Source organism: Methanolinea mesophila, from assembly GCF_017873855.1.
In the GTDB taxonomy this organism is placed as follows: Archaea; Halobacteriota; Methanomicrobia; order Methanomicrobiales; family Methanospirillaceae; genus Methanolinea_B; species Methanolinea_B mesophila.
On sequence record NZ_JAGGKR010000001.1, the window covers coordinates 1,690,186 to 1,706,909 of the forward strand.

The following is a 16,724-nucleotide window of genomic DNA, read 5'->3' on the forward strand; positions in this document are numbered from 1 at the left end:
CCCTGTCAGGTGATCAGCCTCCGGGCGTTACGCCTATGAGGTCCCCGATCCGATCGAATGCATCTCTCCTGGCAGCGATCGCCTCTTCAAGAGATATCCGCTGGCCGAACGCGGAAAATTCCGTGGAAAAGATCCGGAGATAGAGGTTCTGGGCCTCCCAGAGGTCGGGAGAAATTCCTGCACGACGCATCAGTTCCAGTACTTCTCCTGTCTCGCGGATCAATGCGACATCGTCCGGCACCTCCCCGATTCGGCGTAAAAGCCGGACCACCACATCACCGGCCATAACCCGGAAAGAGGGATCTGCGGGGTTCCCCCCTGAGATCAGATTCGAGAGTGCCTCCCGCAGCATTGCGGTGTCCGCCGGCACGGCCTGCAATGCGTCCCTGAGCGCGGTATTCCCCGTATAAGCCTCGAGCGCGGCCAGTTCAGGGGGTACGGGGATGCGGGTCTCCTTCAGGAGGGGGATGACCGGGCAGAACTCCCTGCAGGTGCAGAGGAGGGACGACTCAAGCGAGTGCATCCTGCCGGCGACGACGAGACCAGTCGCCCGGTGACGTTCATCGAGTGAAAAATCATCGAATGAATACACGTGCGGTGCACACACGGCCCTGACCTCGGATTCCACCCGCGGCATGTCGCCGCTCCGGAACGTTTTCATCACCCGGGACTGGATCCGGGAAAATTCTTTCTCTCCCGGGAACGGGACGACCCCGAGCAGAACCTCCCCGACACCGGCCTGGAGTGCTGCAAACCCGAAGGTCTGCTCATCGTGGGTGATATCGGAGAGCAGGCGCATCCTGCCCACGGTGATCTTCTCCGTCCCGGTAACGGAGCGCTCGCAGACCGCCTGCCCCCCGGACACGTCCTTTGCCGCCTCTTCCCGGTACAGGGAGAGGAGGATGTAATGCGCTCCGACCCGGGCAGGATCGAATATCGCCGGCCTGACCATTCCGTTATAGACCGCGGCTCCGTCAGGGAACTCCGCGGTATTTCCCTGACCCTCCCGGAGATGGGACAGGAATTCCTCTTCGAGACCGCTCATGCCGAAGTCCGCCGCGAGCTGCATCGCCCTTCCGGCATACCGCATAACCTGGACCGCCTCGATCCCGGCAATATCGTCGAAGAACCAGCCGCAACTGGTGTACATCAGCATGGCGTTCCGCTGGATCTCGAGGAGCTTCAGGACCCTCACCTTCTCGTCCGGTGCGAGGAGCCGGGTCATCTGGGTCCCGAGGAACGCCTCCACCCGTTCGTCCGAACGGTCGAGGACGAGGGAAATGGCCTCGTCCCGGACGTGCCAGGGATCGGAGGCATACTTCGCCATCTCCTCCCGGTAGAGCGGGACGAGGCGGTCGCGAAGCGTATCCATGGCCGTCCTGAGTGCGGTGCGCCACTCAAAAGACCAGGCGGGATGTTTACCGGTCCCGCACCCGCACTCCCCCTTCCACCGATCGAGCCCGTGGTCGCAGCTCCAGGACGAGTTCTCCCGGACCTCCACCTCCCACCGGGGAGGGTGATGCTCAAGGTATTCCCCGTAGACCGTGAGGATCCCGGGATGATCTTCCTCAAGCCGCCGGAGGCAGTACGCGAGCGCCATGTCCCCGAATTTCTTATGGTGGCCGAAAGTCTCCCCGTCGGTGGCGACCGAGACCAGCTGATCGTCGGGGGAGCCAGGGATGAACCGCGAGAGGAGCCTGTCGGAAAACTCCTTCCCGTCCCGGAGGAGCTCCCCGAACCCCACTTCCCTGCTCACCTGGTCGTCCCGGAAAAAGATGGCGATGGACCGTCCGGAAGGCAGCCTGCACCGGTAAGCCCGGGTGCAGTCGAGGGTATCCGGGGAGGCCTCCACCCAGGGCGATCCTTCACCTGCCCTGACCCGTGCCGCCTGGTCCTGCCCGAGGATGGTGAATGCGATACCCTGCCCTGCGAGGACCTCAAGGGTCGGGGTATCGACTGCCATCTCCGGGAGCCACATCCCTTCGGGAACCCTCCCGAACCTCTTCTCGAAGTCCCTGATCCCCCACAGGACCTGTGTCCGCTTGTCTTCCGGGGTTGCGAGGGGGAGGATCATGTGGTTGTAGGGCTGGGCGATAGCTCCCCCGTGGCCGGAGAACCGGCTCCGGCTCTCCCGGTCCGCGCAGAGGATGGCCCGGTAGGTGGAGGGGCGGTACTTCTCGAGCCAGGAGAGGAGGGTCGGGCCGAAGTTGCAGCTGATCCACGCGTAATTGTTCACGATCTCCCGGATCTTCCCTTCAGGGCCGAGGATCCGGGCAGCGGTGTTCGGGGTATAGCATTCCGCGCTGATTCGCTCGTTCCAGTTGTGGCAGGGATAGGCGGAATCTTCGATCTCGATCTCCTCCAGCCACGGGTTTTCCCGGGAGGGCTGGTAAAAATGGGCATGAATGCAGATCCTGTCCGTCATGGGTGCATACTCCTGTGGCGACAGATAAGGATGGAAAGAGGCGGAAGGTCCAGGTCGAGGCAATACGGCCTCCCGTGAGATGCCGAATCCCCTGTTTCCTGCAGGTCGCGGGTCGTCCACCCGCTCCCCCCGTAAACCGTCGCATCGCTGTTCAGGACCACTTCCCACCTCCCCGCACGCGGTACGCCGATCCGGTATCCCGCACGGGGGACCGGGGTCATGTTCGCCACCGCGAGAACCGGGGGCGATGCGTCCCCCTTGCGGAGATAGCTGATCACCCCGTTCTCATGGTCCGAACAGTCTATCCAGTCGAAGCCCCGGTCGGTGAAATCGTTCTCGTGCAACGAGGGATCCTGCCGGTAGAGCCGGTTGAGATCCTTAACCCACTGCAACAGCCCCCGGTGCCCCGGGTGATCGAGGAGGTGCCAGTCGATGCCGGCGTCCTGGTTCCATTCCCTGAACTGCCCGAACTCCTGCCCCATGAAGAGGAGTTTCTTCCCCGGATGTGTATACATGTATCCCACGAGAAGTCGAAGGTTCGCCCGCTTCTGCCACTCGTCACCCGGCATCCTCGAGAGGAGGGACCCTTTCCCGTGGACCACCTCGTCGTGGGAGAAGGGGAGGATGAAGTTCTCCGAGAACGCGTAACAGACGGAGAAGGAGAGATCGTCCTGGTGAAACCTGCGGTGGACGGGGTCGAGCCTGAAGAACTCCAGGGTATCGTGCATCCAGCCCATGTTCCATTTCATCCCGAACCCGAGCCCACCGCTATAAGGGGGCCTGGTGACCATCGGCCATGCCGTGGACTCCTCTGCGATCATCATGATGTCGGGGTGTCTCTCGTAGCAGGCCCTGTTCAGGTTCCGGACGAAGTCGATGGCTTCGTAATTTTCCCTGCCCCCGTCGCGGTTGGGGGCCCATTCCCCCTCCTTTCTCCCGTAGTCCAGATAGAGCATCGATGCCACCCCGTCGACCCGCAGCCCGTCCGCATGGTAATGATCGAGCCAGAAAAGCGCGCTCGAGATGAGGAACGCCTGCACCTCGAACCTCCCGTAATTGAAAATCTTGCTCCTCCACTCGGGATGAAACCCCCTCGCCGGGTCCGCATGCTCGTAGAGATGGGTTCCGTCGAAGAATCCGAGTCCGTACTCGTCGTCGGGGAAGTGCGACGGTACCCAGTCGAGGATGACCCCGATCCCGTTCCGGTGCAGGGTGTCGATCAGGAACATGAGGTCCTCCGGGGTTCCGTACCGGCTGGTAGGAGCGAAATATCCCTCGGTCTGGTACCCCCATGATCCGTAGAACGGGTGCTCCATCACCGGGAGGAACTCGACGTGAGTGAACCCGGTGTCGAGGAGGTACTCGGTGAGCGGCCTCGCGAGTCCCCGGTACCCCGGGGAGCGCCAGTCTTCCTCCCCCATGCGGCGCCACGAGCCAAGGTGCATCTCGTAAATTGCGACGGGAGCCGAGAGCGCATTCCGGGAGAGCCGGTCCTGCATCCAGTCCCCGTCGCCCCACCGGTAGCGGAGCTCCCTGACCACCGAGGCGGTCCTGGGGGGGATTTCCCAGTAACGGGCGAACGGGTCTCCCTTATCAACCGTATAGCCGCGTAGGCGGGAGACGATATGGTACTTGTACCGGGACCCCTCCGTGACTCCGGTGATAAACCCTTCCCAGATGCCGGAACCGTCCCACCTCGACGCGAGCGCGTGGATCCCGGGCTGCCACCTGTTGAAGTCACCGATGACGGAGACAGACTCCGCATTCGGGGCCCAGACCGAGAAGAATGCCCCCGGGTGGCCATCCACCGTCCCGGGAAAGGAACCCAGCCGGTCTCCCAGCTGGTAGTGGGTACCCTGTCGGAAGAGATAGATATCGAGGTCGGAGAGACGTGGCTGTGAGGTGATCACCCGGTGCCGCGAGGACATCCCGGCGCACCCATCATGCCCCGGCATCGGCCCCCTCTCCCAGGGTTTTCCGGTACACGTCCTCCATGCCGGCGGTGACGGTGTCCCAGTTGAATTTCGCGAGCACTTTTCTCCTCCCGGCCACACCGAGAGCCCGCATACGCACCGGGTCGTCGATGACATGGTTGATCCCCCACGCGATGGACTCCGGCCTGACGGGGACCTTGATCCCGTCCACGAAGTTGTCGATGTTCTCGGAGAGCCCGCCTACTTCGGTGGCAATCACCCCCCGCCCGGCACTCCAGGCTTCGGTGAGCACCAGGCCGAAGGGCTCGTTCCTGCTGGGGATGACCACGAGGTCGCACGCATTCAGCACCCGGAGATGCTCTTCCTCGGGCAGAAAACCGAGGAACTGGACCGGGAGCGACCTGCTCTGCTCCTCGAGTACGGCCCGCATCGGGCCTTCCCCGGCGACGAGGAACTGCACATCCCAGCGCTTACGGAGGACCAGGGGAATGGCGGCCACGAGCAGGTCCGGTCCTTTCTGATACACGAGTCTTCCCACAAAAAGAACGACCGGGGCCAGGGGGTGGATCCCGTAGGTCATCTTGACCTCCCCGGGGTCGACCGTCAGCCTGTACCGATCGGGGGAGATCCCGTTCGGGACCACGGTAATCTTGTCTTCCGGGACGCCGTACAGCCACATCACCTCGGTCTTTGTATGCTTCGAGACGGTGGTCACCTGCCGGGCGATGTAGCCCTGATACCATTCCTTGGCGGATATCTCCCCGAATTCCCACCAATCTCCGAAATTACCGCCATTTCTCCCGTACTCGGTGGAATGGAAGGTGAGAACGGTGTTCCGCGACCGGAGGGCGTCCATCGCCTCGACGAAATGCCAGTCATGGAAATGGATGATATCGAACGGCGGGTCGTCATACTCCTCGAATCTCCGGAGCAGCCGGGTGCACATGTCCCTTGAGAACGCGATGATGTTCTCCCCGTGAGGTTGGCAGTAATGATACCGGACCCCGTTGATCGCCCGCCCCTCTCCCTCTCCGCGGGTAAAAAAATGCACCTCGTGGTGCCGTGCGAGCATCTCCGCAAGGTAGGTCGCGGCCGGTGACAACCCCCCGACCTTCACTGAATAGAGCGATTCCCAGCAGAAAAAGGCTATTTTATGCGGCTCCACAGGACCTCCAGCCTCCGCCCGACACATGTCCGCATCTCGTCCGTGCTCCCGCACCGGTCCACCTTTCCGGCGAGAACGGGATCCTCGAGCACATCCCGTATCCATCTTGCGAAATCGTGCCTCCCCTGGTGGAACGTAAACACCTGGTCGGGCGTATAAGAGAGAATCCGGGCGAACTCCTCCAGGCTGTAGGCCGAAGATCCCGTGAAACGATCGCTCGTAGAGAAATGAAACGCCTTTTCCGGGGGAAGGCAGCGGAGCGATCGGGCGGCTTTCCGGTGCCGTTGCCGGTTTGCCGCTGCCTCTTCGCAGTGGGAGAGGATCCGCATATAGGCGGTGAAATATTCGAATACTTGCTGGTTGCTCATGGAATGCGGGCTCCTCCCGCACGTACCCGACTTCATCTCCATGTTCCTGAAGTGGTCGTCCGCCTGGAGATTGCGCCAGGTCGTCGGATCCGGTTTCAATACCCCCGCGTTCATCACCGAGAAAAATGCCGAGTGCTGTACGATGGAGGTCATCCCGCCCAGGGTGCAGGAATCGCTCACCGTCCGCAGCCCGGGGTCCCGGGAAGGAAGTTCTTCCCCCGGCAGGCATGCCGCTTCCGAGGGAAGACAGGTCCTCACCCCTTCGTCCTGCAGGGCACCCGGGAGACGGGAGAGAAAATCGGCGAGTTCTTTACGCTCCGGGACGGGCCGTGACAGGATCTCCCCGTCAAGGAAGATATGCACGCACCTTCCCTTCGAAGCGGCGATCCATGCGGCGTATTTTTCGGGAGTGAGAGGGTACTGGTCCCATTCCTTTGAGAAGAACCGGAAGGCGATATCGTCGGAGAGGCCGCAGTTGGTGGTGAATACGGGCAGGCCGGAGCAGGAATACGCAAGGTCGGTGTTTTTCTCGGAGAAGAAGTTGTCGAATCCTTCGGTATACACGGCCGAAAACCCGAGCGATCTCAACACCGGGACAATGGCCGGGTTGAAGGAGATCCCGGTAGTATCGAAGACCCGGCCCCTGGTCCCGAACAGGTCCTCCATCGTACGGGAGTGCTGCCGGACCTGCTCCTCGAACTCGGCGAGGTCCGGGAAAAGCCCGGCCACGCTCCGGTAATACGTCATACCAAGGAGCTCGGTGTTCCGGTCAGAAACCAGCCGGCGGAGGAGGTCCAGCCCTTCCGGTTCGAACCGTGAGAGGAGTTCGGAGATGGTCCCCGATATGGAAAAGGTGCATCGGACCCCGTGTTGTAGCCACCCGGAGAGCACCTCCGTCAGGGGGATGAGGCATTCCCTCGCGTAACGCCGGGTCTCATCGGAGTTGCGGGGAGAAAAGTAGGCCTCAGGTACTTCTGTCGCCCTTCCTGACGGGCCTGGTGAAAAACGGGAGTTGAGCCGGAGGAACCGGTGGATACCGAACCCGAAGCAGACCTCCGGAGGCCCGGCCTCCCGAGAGGTGGTCATTGACATCCTCTATACCGGCAAAATATATAATCTCAACTGCGTTACTCACTCCATAAAATCAATGGACTACGTATTTTTTTTGTTTTTCCGGCCACGAAACGGAGTTCTGCCGTAACTCGGGCTGCCTGGACGCCGGAAGAACCGACAACCGCATCTATCGTGCTTTTGGTGAAATCTGTGGCCGGAAAAAAAGAAAAGAATCCTGATGTTCCGGGTGGCCGATGGTCCGGGTGTGGGGAGTTGCCACCACGGGTGGATTTTTATAAAACCGTTACGCTTCGTGAATTGCGTATTCCCTACTTACTTTCCCTCCACCGGTACCGTCCCGGGGGGACCCTGATCTCGAAACAGGCACCTTTTCCCGGCTCCCCGGATTCGGAGATCGATATCCCGGTGATGGAGAGGATCTCCCGGGACAGGAAGAGCCCAAGCCCGGTATGTGTGCCAAAGCCCCGCCGGAAGATCGCCTCCTTGGCGTCTTCCGGCACGCCTACGCCGTCGTCATGATATTCGATCACCAGGTCGTCTGCGTCCTTCCGGGAGGAACACGTAATACGGGTCGGCTTCCCCCCGTGGCGGAGGGTATTCTCCATCAGGTTATAGAACACCTTCTCCACCAGGGGGTCGGCGTAGATCTCGAGGCCTGAAAAGTCGCAGGAAACCACGAGTCCGCTGAGCGGCAGCATATCCGTGGCATTCCTGACAACCCGCTCAATATCGTGCCATACGGGGGAATGCACCCCGATGTCCTGGTAATAGCGGGTAAATTCGATCTGCCGCTGGATCTGCTTCGCCACCTCCATCTGCTTCAGGATAATGGTCCGTACCTCCGGCTCCTTCGCATCGTCAAGGGCGATCTCGGTATAGGCGAGAAGTGCGGTGAGGGAATTGAGGATGTCGTGCCGGGTGATGGACGAGAGGATGTTGAGCTTCTCGTTCGCCCTTTGAAGGGCGGATTCGGTCTTTTTCAGTTCAGTGATATCGACGATCACCCCGACCACCCCCTGGAGCGTCCCGTCGGTGCCCCGGAAGGTAGACTTGTAATTGATCACGTCCCGGTCATGCCGTCCGGGTTGCCGGATATGGCCCTCGTAGACCTGGGTTCCCGGGTTGGAAAAGAGTTCCCGGTCTTTGGCGCTGATCGTGGCAGCCGATTCCGGGGCCAGGATATCGTTGGCGGTCTTTCCGATGATCTCCTCCCTTGGGAGGCCTACATATTCCGCGAACGCGGTATTGCACCCGAGAAACCTGCCTTCACGGTCCTTGTAGAATACCGGGCTCGCGATGGTGTCCATGAGGAGCTGGAGGAACCGCTGCTCTTCTTCCTGGGCTCTTCGCAGGCGGACCCGTTCGCTGATATCATAGGCGATGGTCGAGGCCCCCACTATATCGCCGGCCGGATCCCGGAGGGGAGACAAGGAAAGCGATACGTGAATTAATTTACCGTCTTTTCTCAAACGAACGGTCTCATAGCGTTCAATGTGCTCTCCGTTCCTGAGTCTCCCGAGAAGAGAAGAGATGTCGTCAGGGTGTCCCGGGGGGATCAGGATGTGTATAGGCCTGCCGATCACTTCGACTGCCGTGTACCCGTAGAGTTTCTCTGCGCCGATGTTCCAGTCGGTAATGATTCCGTCAAGAGTCTTGCCGATGATCGCCTCGCTCGAGGATGAGACAATGGCTGCAAGCCGGGACTGGATGGCCTCCATTTCTTTCCTGGGAGTGATGTTGGAGAGGATTCCCTCGATTGCAGCCGCTCTGCCTTCCGCGTCCCTGACCAGGACGGCTTTAATCAGCACCCATTTTACGCCGCCGTCCTTGGCGGTGATCTGGAATTCGATCCCGTCCGGCAATTCGCCGCGGGCAACCGCCCTGAAATACGACGAGACCTGTTCCCGGTACCCTGGAAGGATCACCTGGTCAATATACCAGTTCGCACTGGAGAACTCCTCCCTGGAATACCCCGAGATCTCAGATACTTCGCGGTTAAGGTACTGGAATTTCCCATCGGGGAGCGAAACCCCGAAGATCACGTCCGGCACGTTGGCGGCGAGCCTGCGGAACCGTTCTTCGTTCTCTTCGGCTGCCTGGCTCTCTCTCTGGAGCATGGAGGTGAGGAAGGCGACCACTCCCCCCACAAGAATGAAGATCGCGCCCCTTGCGAGTGCCGACTCGATGATCACGGTCTGTTCCGGCACGCTCATCGCCACCATTCCGCAGTATACTACCGCGATGCCGACCGCGAACCATACCCCCCGGCGCGGATAGAAATATGCACAGAGAATTATGGGGATATAGAAGAAATGCGGGATAACGACGCTGATTCCCTCGACAAGACCATAAAAGTTAACCAGCAGGGCGATGGCGGTGGAAATAACAATGATATGAGCCGAATACCGTCGAAAGCCGTCCAGGGGGGTGCGCCGCTGATCCGTCACAATCAGGAGTTCAAAGTATACCCGTATTATTGTTTGCCCGGCATAGAAGTGCTATTGAACACGCCTTAACGATACGACCCGCAGGAATTAGTTACTTCAGTCAGGGAGGCAGCTTTCCCGGACCCTGTGCTGGTACAACAGGATGAGGATTATGAGCAGCAGCGTCCCGATCACGTAACTCCCTATCACATCGCTCGCCCAGTGTGCACCGAGGAAAATACGTGATGGCGCGATGAGCACAATAAGGGCGCCGCAGAGACTCACGAGGAGGATGCGCAGCCAGCCCGAGAGATGCACCCCGCCGAGGTAGCCCACAAACCCGAAAAAAACCACAAAGAAAAGGACGTGCCCGCTCGGAAAACTGTACCGGTCGATAGCCAGGAAGAGATCCGCAAGATTCGAAAGGTACAGGGGCGGGCGTGGTCTCCCGACCAGGACCTTGAGGACTGCCGTGAGGACCACGCTGGAGATCGTCGCCATTACGAATATCGCCTCGATCCGCATGTGCCTGTACAGCAGGAAGAGAGTGACCGCCAGAATGAGGGCCACCTCGGACCATGGGTCACCAAGGAAGGTCACCCCTCGCATGACGGCGGAAAATGCAGGATTATTCACTTCCTGAAGTTCGTGGGTCACCGAGAGATCGAAGGGAAAGACCGCGAAGAGATGTGCGGCGATAGAGAGCGCGATCCCGCACGAAAGGAGCAGGACTATCACGGTCTCCATCTTCAGATCCATCGGGTATTCTTGAGATATCATGGCGATAATGGTTCCGACCCGTACCTGCCCACGCAGCCCCCCTGCCATTCCCGGACCCTTGGAGAAAGGTTTATCATATACGTCCCCGCTTCTTCCCTGAAGGTGCGTCATATGATCGAACGACTTGCCGAAAGTTCGGGAAAGAACATCGGATTCCGGCTCTCCGGAAGGGTGACCGAGGCTGACTACATGGACGTCCTCTCCCCCGTGATTGAAAAGAGCATCGAAGAACACGCCCGGATCAACGTCCTCCTCCTGATGGAGGATTTCAAGGGGTGGACCGTCGGGGCCGCCTGGGAGGATTTCACTCTCGGTCCGAAGTTCCTGAAAGTCGAGAGGCTCGCGGTGGTGGTCGACGAGACCTGGGACGAATGGATGACCTGGCTGTTCCGGGCCTTTTCAACACTCACCGGGACCAAGGTCAGGTTCTTTAAAAAAGAACGGGTGCAGGAAGCCTGGGACTGGTTGAAGAGCGAGGAGAAATAGGGCGTTCGCCCATCGTGGCGAACACATCTCGCGGGGTATTCATATGGCCGCAGCAAAGTCCTGGAAAGAGGCGAAGGAGGTCGCGGAGAAAGAGGGCGAAGAGCTGGTCTTTCACAATTTCGATACCGGGGAGTACGGTGCGTGCTCCCGCTCGAAGAGTTTCGGCTGTTTCAAGCACGGGGAGTTCGTCGAAGAGCGGTGTATCTGCATCCCCGCGAAGTTTTCCACGGCCGAGCTCGAGGAGAAAGAGAAGAAATTCCTTCTGGAAAACCCGGAATGGGAGAAAGGAGAAGGGTAGCGGGCGGTTTCTCACCCGGGACCCTGCGATACGGTGTATGCCTGACGTTTCCGAATCAATGAATGACTGACGGGTCATGTAACGGCGAATGACCGACAGGTCCGTTGTATCTTCCGCCCTGATCCTTCCTTCGCGTGGGGCAATCGTTACGCCGTAGGTCAGAAAATCCGGGAATCCGTTCCTGCACTCTTTTTTTGGCTGAATCCTTAACCCTTGCAGTGGCGTGTGCTGAGGCGGGCGCGAAGCCCCGGGTGAAGTCATTTAAAACAGGATTCCGACAAAAGCCGGTTTCCCGTGAGAGGCCCGGGAGTCCTGCACATCCCTCGCTTAATTCTCCAAGGGCGAGTGTCCTGTGCGCGGGTGAATAAAAAACACGCGAAGTATATCGTGCTCCCGGGGAGATACGTACCTGAAAATGGGTGTCTACCGATACGAGAACAGGTATTCCGCTCCCACAAGGGAGCAGAGGGACCGTTACATGAAAGGCGACTGCGAGGAGCACAGGTTCGGTCCCGACGGGGAGATCCTGCTCGTGGTGTATGACGAGGCGGTCTACATCAAGGACGATATCGAGGACGTGAGGATCCTCTTCACCGGGATAAAGGACAAAGAAAAGGCCTACGAAGAGGTGAACCGGCTGGTGGAGTATTACCGGCAGAAAGAGGAGCGGGATGATCCGTTCAGGACAGGAAACGACTGCTGAACAGGGATACATTCCCTGGCCGGGACTCACGATCCAGGTGGTACGCCTGCTGAACGGGGCGGATTATTTCATCCAGGTGTGGGGGACGAGGGTGCCGGCGGAGAAGACCATGACCTTCACGGGCTCGCCTTTCCGAAACCGCCGCATCCTGTCGTCATAGACCTTCTGCACGTGCCGGAGGCCATGCTCCGCAAAATAATTCCCGATCAGTTCGAGGAACGACAGTTCCTGGGAGAGGACCGCGTTCTCGTATTCCTTGGTCTCCCTGGCAAGTTCCGTGCACTCCTCCGGCGGGATATCGTGATGGTATTCCCCGTGTTCGTTCAACCCGGAGACCTGGCGCCAGTCCACGATCCCTTCCTCATCGGGTTCGCGGTGGAGCATTGACGGGTAGATGCGGCAGATGGAGGGCCTCTGTCGGTAAATCCTGCAACTGCCATTCTCCAGGAACCAGCATGACCCTGCCGGGTCTCCCTGCGAACGCAACGCATATCCGGAAACGTAGAAGGTGCCGTTCTGGTCGCAGAACTCGGGGTCGGGGGCGGGCTCGATGGCCGCGGGATCGAGCGCCCGTATCACGGCGGCATCCCGGTCAAGGAGGAACACATGCCCGTTGAAGGCACGCGTGCAGCATTTTCCACAGCAGGTGCAGAAGAACCCGACCTCCCGGATCACCTCTGCAAGGCGCTCGGGTGGATACTCGAAAAGGTTGTGCTGCTCCCGGGTCAGGGCCACGATGCGATAAGGAATCGGCACGAGGGAGATTTCGACCACCGTTGGGTAGTAGTGGGAGACGGAGAGAGAAAAGGTATCGGTGGAGACATATATTGCCCCGGCCTATTTCATGGACCGGCCGGTGCTCATGACGGGCCGAGAACAAAGGACCCCGTGAGGGCAGGTCATGCCTTCCGGCGCCCGGTTATTCCCTGAGCGTTCCTACCCGGGCAAAATCGATGTGGGCATGAACGGGGTCGGTCCGCAACAACCGGACTCTTATCTTCTGGCCGACCCTGAGCCCCTGGTCCCCCTCGGTGACCTTTCCCTCCGCGGGAGGGGCAGTGAGCCGGACGAAGCTCCCGTGCTCCGTCACCCCGGTGACGAACGCCTCGAAGAGCTCCCCGATCCTGTCCGAAAGGAGCACGGCGGCCGAAGCCTTCCGCATGAACCGCTCCACTTTCTGGGACGCCTTGTCCCTTCCGGTAAGCCAATCGGCCTGTTCGGTCAGTTCCTCCGGGGAATAGGGGGAAGGGACGCCGTCCAGCACCGATTTGATCAGCCTCTGGTTGATGATATCCACGTACCGGCGGTTCGGGGCGGTGGAGTGGGTGTAATCGACGACCGCCAGGGCGAAATGCCCGATCGGGTCTTCGCCGGGAACGTAGGCAACGTATTCCCCGTGGCCGATGAGCTTCACGATGGTCAGGGACAAGTCCGGAAACCGCTCCGGGTCGGCCTCCTTCCGCCGGGTAAGGAACCGGGAGAGTGCTCCCGCGTCAGGCCCCGGAGGGAGATGCTCCCCGAATTTCGCTGCGGTGTCAACGATCTCGTCCCAATGGCGCGGGACCCTCACCACTCGCTGGACCATGGGCATTCCCGCGGCCCCCAGCCTGGTTACCATCGTCTCGTTCGCTGCTACCATGAACTCCTCGATCAGTGAACGGGCTGCATTCTGCGTCTGGACAACCAGGTCCCTGACAATTCCTCCTTCGACCACCGGCTGGGCCTCAAGGGTCTCCAGGTCCAGGGCCCCGCGGGCCATCCTGAATGCACGAAGCCTCGCGGTGGCCTCCATCTGTAGCCTGACCTGCGCATTCATCCCCGGGACCACGCTCACGGATACCGGTTCGGGACCGATCTCCTCCAGCCAGTCCCCGACCTCTTCGTAGACATGTTGTGCGTGGTTACGGACCAGCGCCCGGTAAATATCGCCATGGCGGACGTCACCCCCGGGCAGGACCGTATACTCGATGACAACTGCGATACGGTCCTGCCCGGGCAGGAGGGAGGAGATCCCTTTCGAGAGCCTGTCCGGGAGCATGGGAAAAGTCTCCACCCCGGTATAAACCGAGGTGCCGTTGTGGGCGGCGTGACGGTCGGTACGGGACCCCTGCGGTACGTAGACGTCCACGTCTGCGATAGCCACCTTGATCGCGATCTCCCCGTCCGCTCCCTTCTCGCAGTATTCGATCTGGTCCAGGTCCTCGGAATCCCAGTTGTCTATCGAGGACCAGAGCAGCTCCCTGAGGTCACGGAGGTCGCTCTGCCGTTCGAAGGTCCTTCCAGGATCGAGCGAATTCACCTCCCGGGACACCTGCGGGGAGAACCTGGGGTAAAACCCGTAACTGACCATGGTATCGAGGGCGATAGCATTCAGGTCCACGGGAGGGAGCGAATTGCGGCCCTCCCTCCTCTGGTGCGGGTTCCCTGGCCGGGGAGTATCGTCACGCGGCATGATTCATTGATGGGGGTCCCTTTGCTTAAATAACCGGAAGATTGGTCGCCGGATCCTGCAGCGAATCCATCCTGACCGCAACCGGGACGCTGCGGGCGATGATGTCCATTACCCGGGAATTCCTGGCGGCCGCACATCATCCAGGACTTCTTCTAAAATCTAATGGTGGTCCGGGCATAATGTGGGGCATCCAGATCGACATGGCCCGTGAATCTGCGATTGGTACGATGCCGCCGACCGGACGGTCCTGGGCGATTTGAGAAAGTATTAAGTGGGAGATAATCGTGCTATAACTCATCGAGGAAAACAATGGCATTCTTACGCGAGGGTGAGAAACTAATCCTGCAGGATCCTGCAAAATCGGACTATTTTGGAAAGGGAACGATCTATCTTACCGATTCAAGGTTTGTGTTCGAGGCGATGACCGGAGGGATGCTCTCGAAAAAGGCCGAGGTAAAGATTGACCAGTCTATGGACACGATACAGTCGGTCCAAGCCCCCGATGGAAAGACCCTCATGATCCAGTTTGCAGGAAGTGTCGAGCCGACGAAAATTCATACCGGCGCCGCGGCGAAATGGGAGGCCGCAATCAAGAGTGCGCTCGCGGTCCGCGGAAAGACGTGACCGGGATCCCCCTTTTCTTCTAATATTTCGCATTTGCCGGAGTTGAGAACAGGCGATCCGGTTCTCCGCTGCATCTTTGATCCCAAACTTTGACTCAGTCCTAGTATGGGCTGGAGAATAGGAGGAGATCAAGAAATCTCTGTAAGGTACCTGAAAAAGGGGAATAACCAGTAACGGAGGTACTGTTGTGTACCATGCACAAACTGAAAAAAAAGGTCCCTGATGCCGGGGCTAATGCCGCCGGAGGAACAGGACTCCTGCAAGTCCGGCAATACCCAGGGCAATAACTGCCGTGACCGGGCTTGCCGGCGCCTTCGTGGTGGGAGTGGTGACCGGTGCAACCGGGGATAATGCAGCGTAAACCTGCACGTTCTGTCCCGCAGTCACCATGCCGGTAGTCGAGAACGTGTTGTAGCCCGCGAGCCTTATCTCGATGGAATACTGTCCGGGAGAAACGTTCGTGAACGTGAGCGGGGTGATACCGACGAACACGTTGTTCACGTAGACTTCAGCCCCGCTGGGGGTCGAGGTGATCTGTGCCGTGGCGGTCGTCGGGGCCTGTCCGGAGGGCTGAAGGATCGCGGAGAGCTGTGTCTTTGCTCCTGCGACGACATTCACGGATTTGGTGTAGTCCTCATAGCCCGTTCGCGTTAAGGTAACGGTGTAGGTCCCGGGGGCAAGGTCATTGATATCCAGGGTGTCATCGACCGGAGTATTTCCCTTGAAATCCCCGTTCACGAAGACTGCAGCTCCCGAAGGAGTTGATCCCACCTGGAGGTCGCCGGTGGGGGGGTTGACCTCGGCGACGAGGGTAACACTCAGGTCGGTGATCTCTCCTGCAACCACGTTTGCAGTAGTGGTGTAGACCTCATACCCTGCTTCTGCAATGGTCACCTTGTGCGGTCCGGGTGCGAGGTTACCCACGACCTGGTTCGTTTTCCCCTCGGAGATCCCATCGATGGTGAATGCCGCTCCCTGGGGGGTGGACTTGATCGAGAGTCCGCCGGGGTTCGCCACCGGGGTCAGGGAAACTATCACGTTCTGTGTCGTCCCGGCGGTGACCGTTACAGTCGTGGCGATCGGTGAAAAACCGGGCTTGGTGACGATCACGCTATGTAGTCCGGGGCTCACCCCGGAAAAGGTTCCCGGGGTGATCAGCTGGGCAATCCCCCCGTCGAGGATGGCCGAGCCGGTCGGGGGTGTCGAATCGACATAGATGCTTCCCGAGTTGTACGCGGTGCCCCCGCTGACATCGACCTGCGATGTCGGCTGGGCGAAGGCCGGCCCGATCATCATCACGAGCAGGACAAGAGCCGGAACGATAAGAGAGATGTTTTTCATCTGGTATCACGTCCAAGGAGTGAATTACCGATAAGGTTTATAAAAGCAGTGGTGGGTCGGTGGAGAGCGTGCCATGCCGGGGTCATGGCACTCCCCGATTGAAACGGGGAAAATGAACATTAAGACTATAGTACGCATGTACTACGGACGATCGCCCGGGCCATCGGAAAAATCTCGTAGGAGAACCCAAGCCCCGAGAGAATAACGGGATCTCCGGCGGCCATGGTGCGGACCTCTTCCGCATCATCCACCTCCGCGACGGCCATCCCCCATGCCCCGTCCGGGTCCGAAACCGGCCCGAATACCACGATGCTGCCTTCATCAGCCAACCTCCTCCAATAAGCCACGTGTGCCTGCATGATTCGTGCCTCGGCTTCGTTCATGTCCCCGGGAAATGTCGGGCGAGGCGAGTGAAGTTTCAAAAAGAAATACCTTTTATCGGGCCTGGGAGCCGTGCCGGTTCCATCCATGATCTGCCTGTGGTGCAGGGAATCGGATAAACCTATCACAACACTACGGGATCCGTAATGGCCGTAGGGCCGGAGATCAGGAAAGGAATAACTGGCGGGTTGCCTCCGGGACGACAGTGCTGAGCGATCAGAGCGAAAATCTTTAAAAAAATCGTGCCGGACATGTAGTACTACAGGG

Annotated in this window: 14 protein-coding genes; 4 read left to right on the top strand and 10 right to left on the bottom strand. The window is 59.6% G+C overall.

Annotated features, from left to right (window positions below; all coding sequences use genetic code 11):
* Nucleotides 1-13: 13 nt before the first annotated feature.
* The 6 genes from J2741_RS07905 to J2741_RS07930 all read right to left on the bottom strand — a co-directional run bounded on the left by J2741_RS07905 (nucleotide 14) and on the right by J2741_RS07930 (nucleotide 10,151).
* Complete coding sequence (locus J2741_RS07905; RefSeq protein ID WP_209674600.1) at nucleotides 14-2,425, bottom strand: DUF3536 domain-containing protein; 2,412 nt, start codon at nucleotides 2,423-2,425, stop codon at nucleotides 14-16.
* A complete protein-coding gene (gene glgB / locus J2741_RS07910) occupies nucleotides 2,422-4,380 on the bottom strand; it encodes a 1,4-alpha-glucan branching protein GlgB (RefSeq protein ID WP_245249455.1) in 1,959 nt (652 codons plus the stop codon). The genes J2741_RS07905 and glgB overlap by 4 nt, the downstream gene beginning before the upstream one ends.
* Nucleotides 4,367-5,524, bottom strand: a complete 1,158-nt coding sequence (locus J2741_RS07915; RefSeq protein ID WP_209674602.1) for a glycosyltransferase family 4 protein — start codon at nucleotides 5,522-5,524, stop codon at nucleotides 4,367-4,369. Before J2741_RS07915 ends, glgB begins: the two co-directional genes overlap by 14 nt.
* Nucleotides 5,506-6,978 (bottom strand): hypothetical protein, encoded by a 1,473-nt coding sequence (locus tag J2741_RS07920; RefSeq protein WP_209674603.1) that lies wholly within the window; start codon nucleotides 6,976-6,978, stop codon nucleotides 5,506-5,508. Before J2741_RS07920 ends, J2741_RS07915 begins: the two co-directional genes overlap by 19 nt.
* A gap of 296 nt (nucleotides 6,979-7,274) precedes the next feature.
* The gene (locus J2741_RS07925; protein ID WP_209674605.1) at nucleotides 7,275-9,413 is read right to left on the bottom strand and encodes a PAS domain S-box protein; all 2,139 of its coding nucleotides are present in this window, start codon (nucleotides 9,411-9,413) and stop codon (nucleotides 7,275-7,277) included.
* Nucleotides 9,414-9,509: 96 nt separating this feature from the next.
* The gene (locus J2741_RS07930) at nucleotides 9,510-10,151 is read right to left on the bottom strand and encodes a phosphatase PAP2 family protein (protein WP_209674607.1); all 642 of its coding nucleotides are present in this window, start codon (nucleotides 10,149-10,151) and stop codon (nucleotides 9,510-9,512) included.
* A 132-nt stretch (nucleotides 10,152-10,283) separates the two neighbouring features.
* On the opposite strand from J2741_RS07930, the gene J2741_RS07935 reads away from it, so the two are divergent.
* The 3 genes from J2741_RS07935 (at nucleotide 10,284) to J2741_RS07945 (ending at nucleotide 11,659) form a co-directional block, all read left to right on the top strand.
* Nucleotides 10,284-10,658 (top strand): SpoIIAA family protein, encoded by a 375-nt coding sequence (locus tag J2741_RS07935; RefSeq protein WP_209674609.1) that lies wholly within the window; start codon nucleotides 10,284-10,286, stop codon nucleotides 10,656-10,658.
* Between the two features lie 43 nt (nucleotides 10,659-10,701).
* Complete coding sequence (locus J2741_RS07940; RefSeq protein WP_209674611.1) at nucleotides 10,702-10,956, top strand: hypothetical protein; 255 nt, start codon at nucleotides 10,702-10,704, stop codon at nucleotides 10,954-10,956.
* Between the two features lie 415 nt (nucleotides 10,957-11,371).
* Complete coding sequence (locus J2741_RS07945) at nucleotides 11,372-11,659, top strand: hypothetical protein (protein ID WP_209674613.1); 288 nt, start codon at nucleotides 11,372-11,374, stop codon at nucleotides 11,657-11,659.
* A gap of 63 nt (nucleotides 11,660-11,722) precedes the next feature.
* Here J2741_RS07945 and J2741_RS07950 read toward each other — a convergent pair whose 3' ends face one another.
* Both J2741_RS07950 and J2741_RS07955 read right to left on the bottom strand, forming a co-directional pair.
* Nucleotides 11,723-12,433 carry a YkgJ family cysteine cluster protein gene (locus tag J2741_RS07950; RefSeq protein WP_209674619.1) on the bottom strand — a complete coding sequence of 237 codons (711 nt, stop codon included), beginning with the start codon at nucleotides 12,431-12,433 and terminating at the stop codon, nucleotides 11,723-11,725.
* Between the two features lie 145 nt (nucleotides 12,434-12,578).
* Nucleotides 12,579-14,009 carry an RNB domain-containing ribonuclease gene (locus J2741_RS07955; RefSeq protein WP_245249677.1) on the bottom strand — a complete coding sequence of 477 codons (1,431 nt, stop codon included), beginning with the start codon at nucleotides 14,007-14,009 and terminating at the stop codon, nucleotides 12,579-12,581.
* A 411-nt stretch (nucleotides 14,010-14,420) separates the two neighbouring features.
* On the opposite strand from J2741_RS07955, the gene J2741_RS07960 reads away from it, so the two are divergent.
* Nucleotides 14,421-14,735 (top strand): hypothetical protein, encoded by a 315-nt coding sequence (locus J2741_RS07960; protein WP_209674623.1) that lies wholly within the window; start codon nucleotides 14,421-14,423, stop codon nucleotides 14,733-14,735.
* 231 nt (nucleotides 14,736-14,966) lie between these two features.
* Here the strand turns inward: J2741_RS07960 and J2741_RS07965 are convergent, their stop codons facing one another.
* Nucleotides 14,967-16,076 (bottom strand): PEGA domain-containing protein, encoded by a 1,110-nt coding sequence (locus tag J2741_RS07965; protein ID WP_209674625.1) that lies wholly within the window; start codon nucleotides 16,074-16,076, stop codon nucleotides 14,967-14,969.
* A gap of 125 nt (nucleotides 16,077-16,201) precedes the next feature.
* A complete protein-coding gene (locus J2741_RS07970; protein ID WP_342452244.1) occupies nucleotides 16,202-16,546 on the bottom strand; it encodes a YciI family protein in 345 nt (114 codons plus the stop codon).
* Nucleotides 16,547-16,724 lie beyond the last annotated feature (178 nt).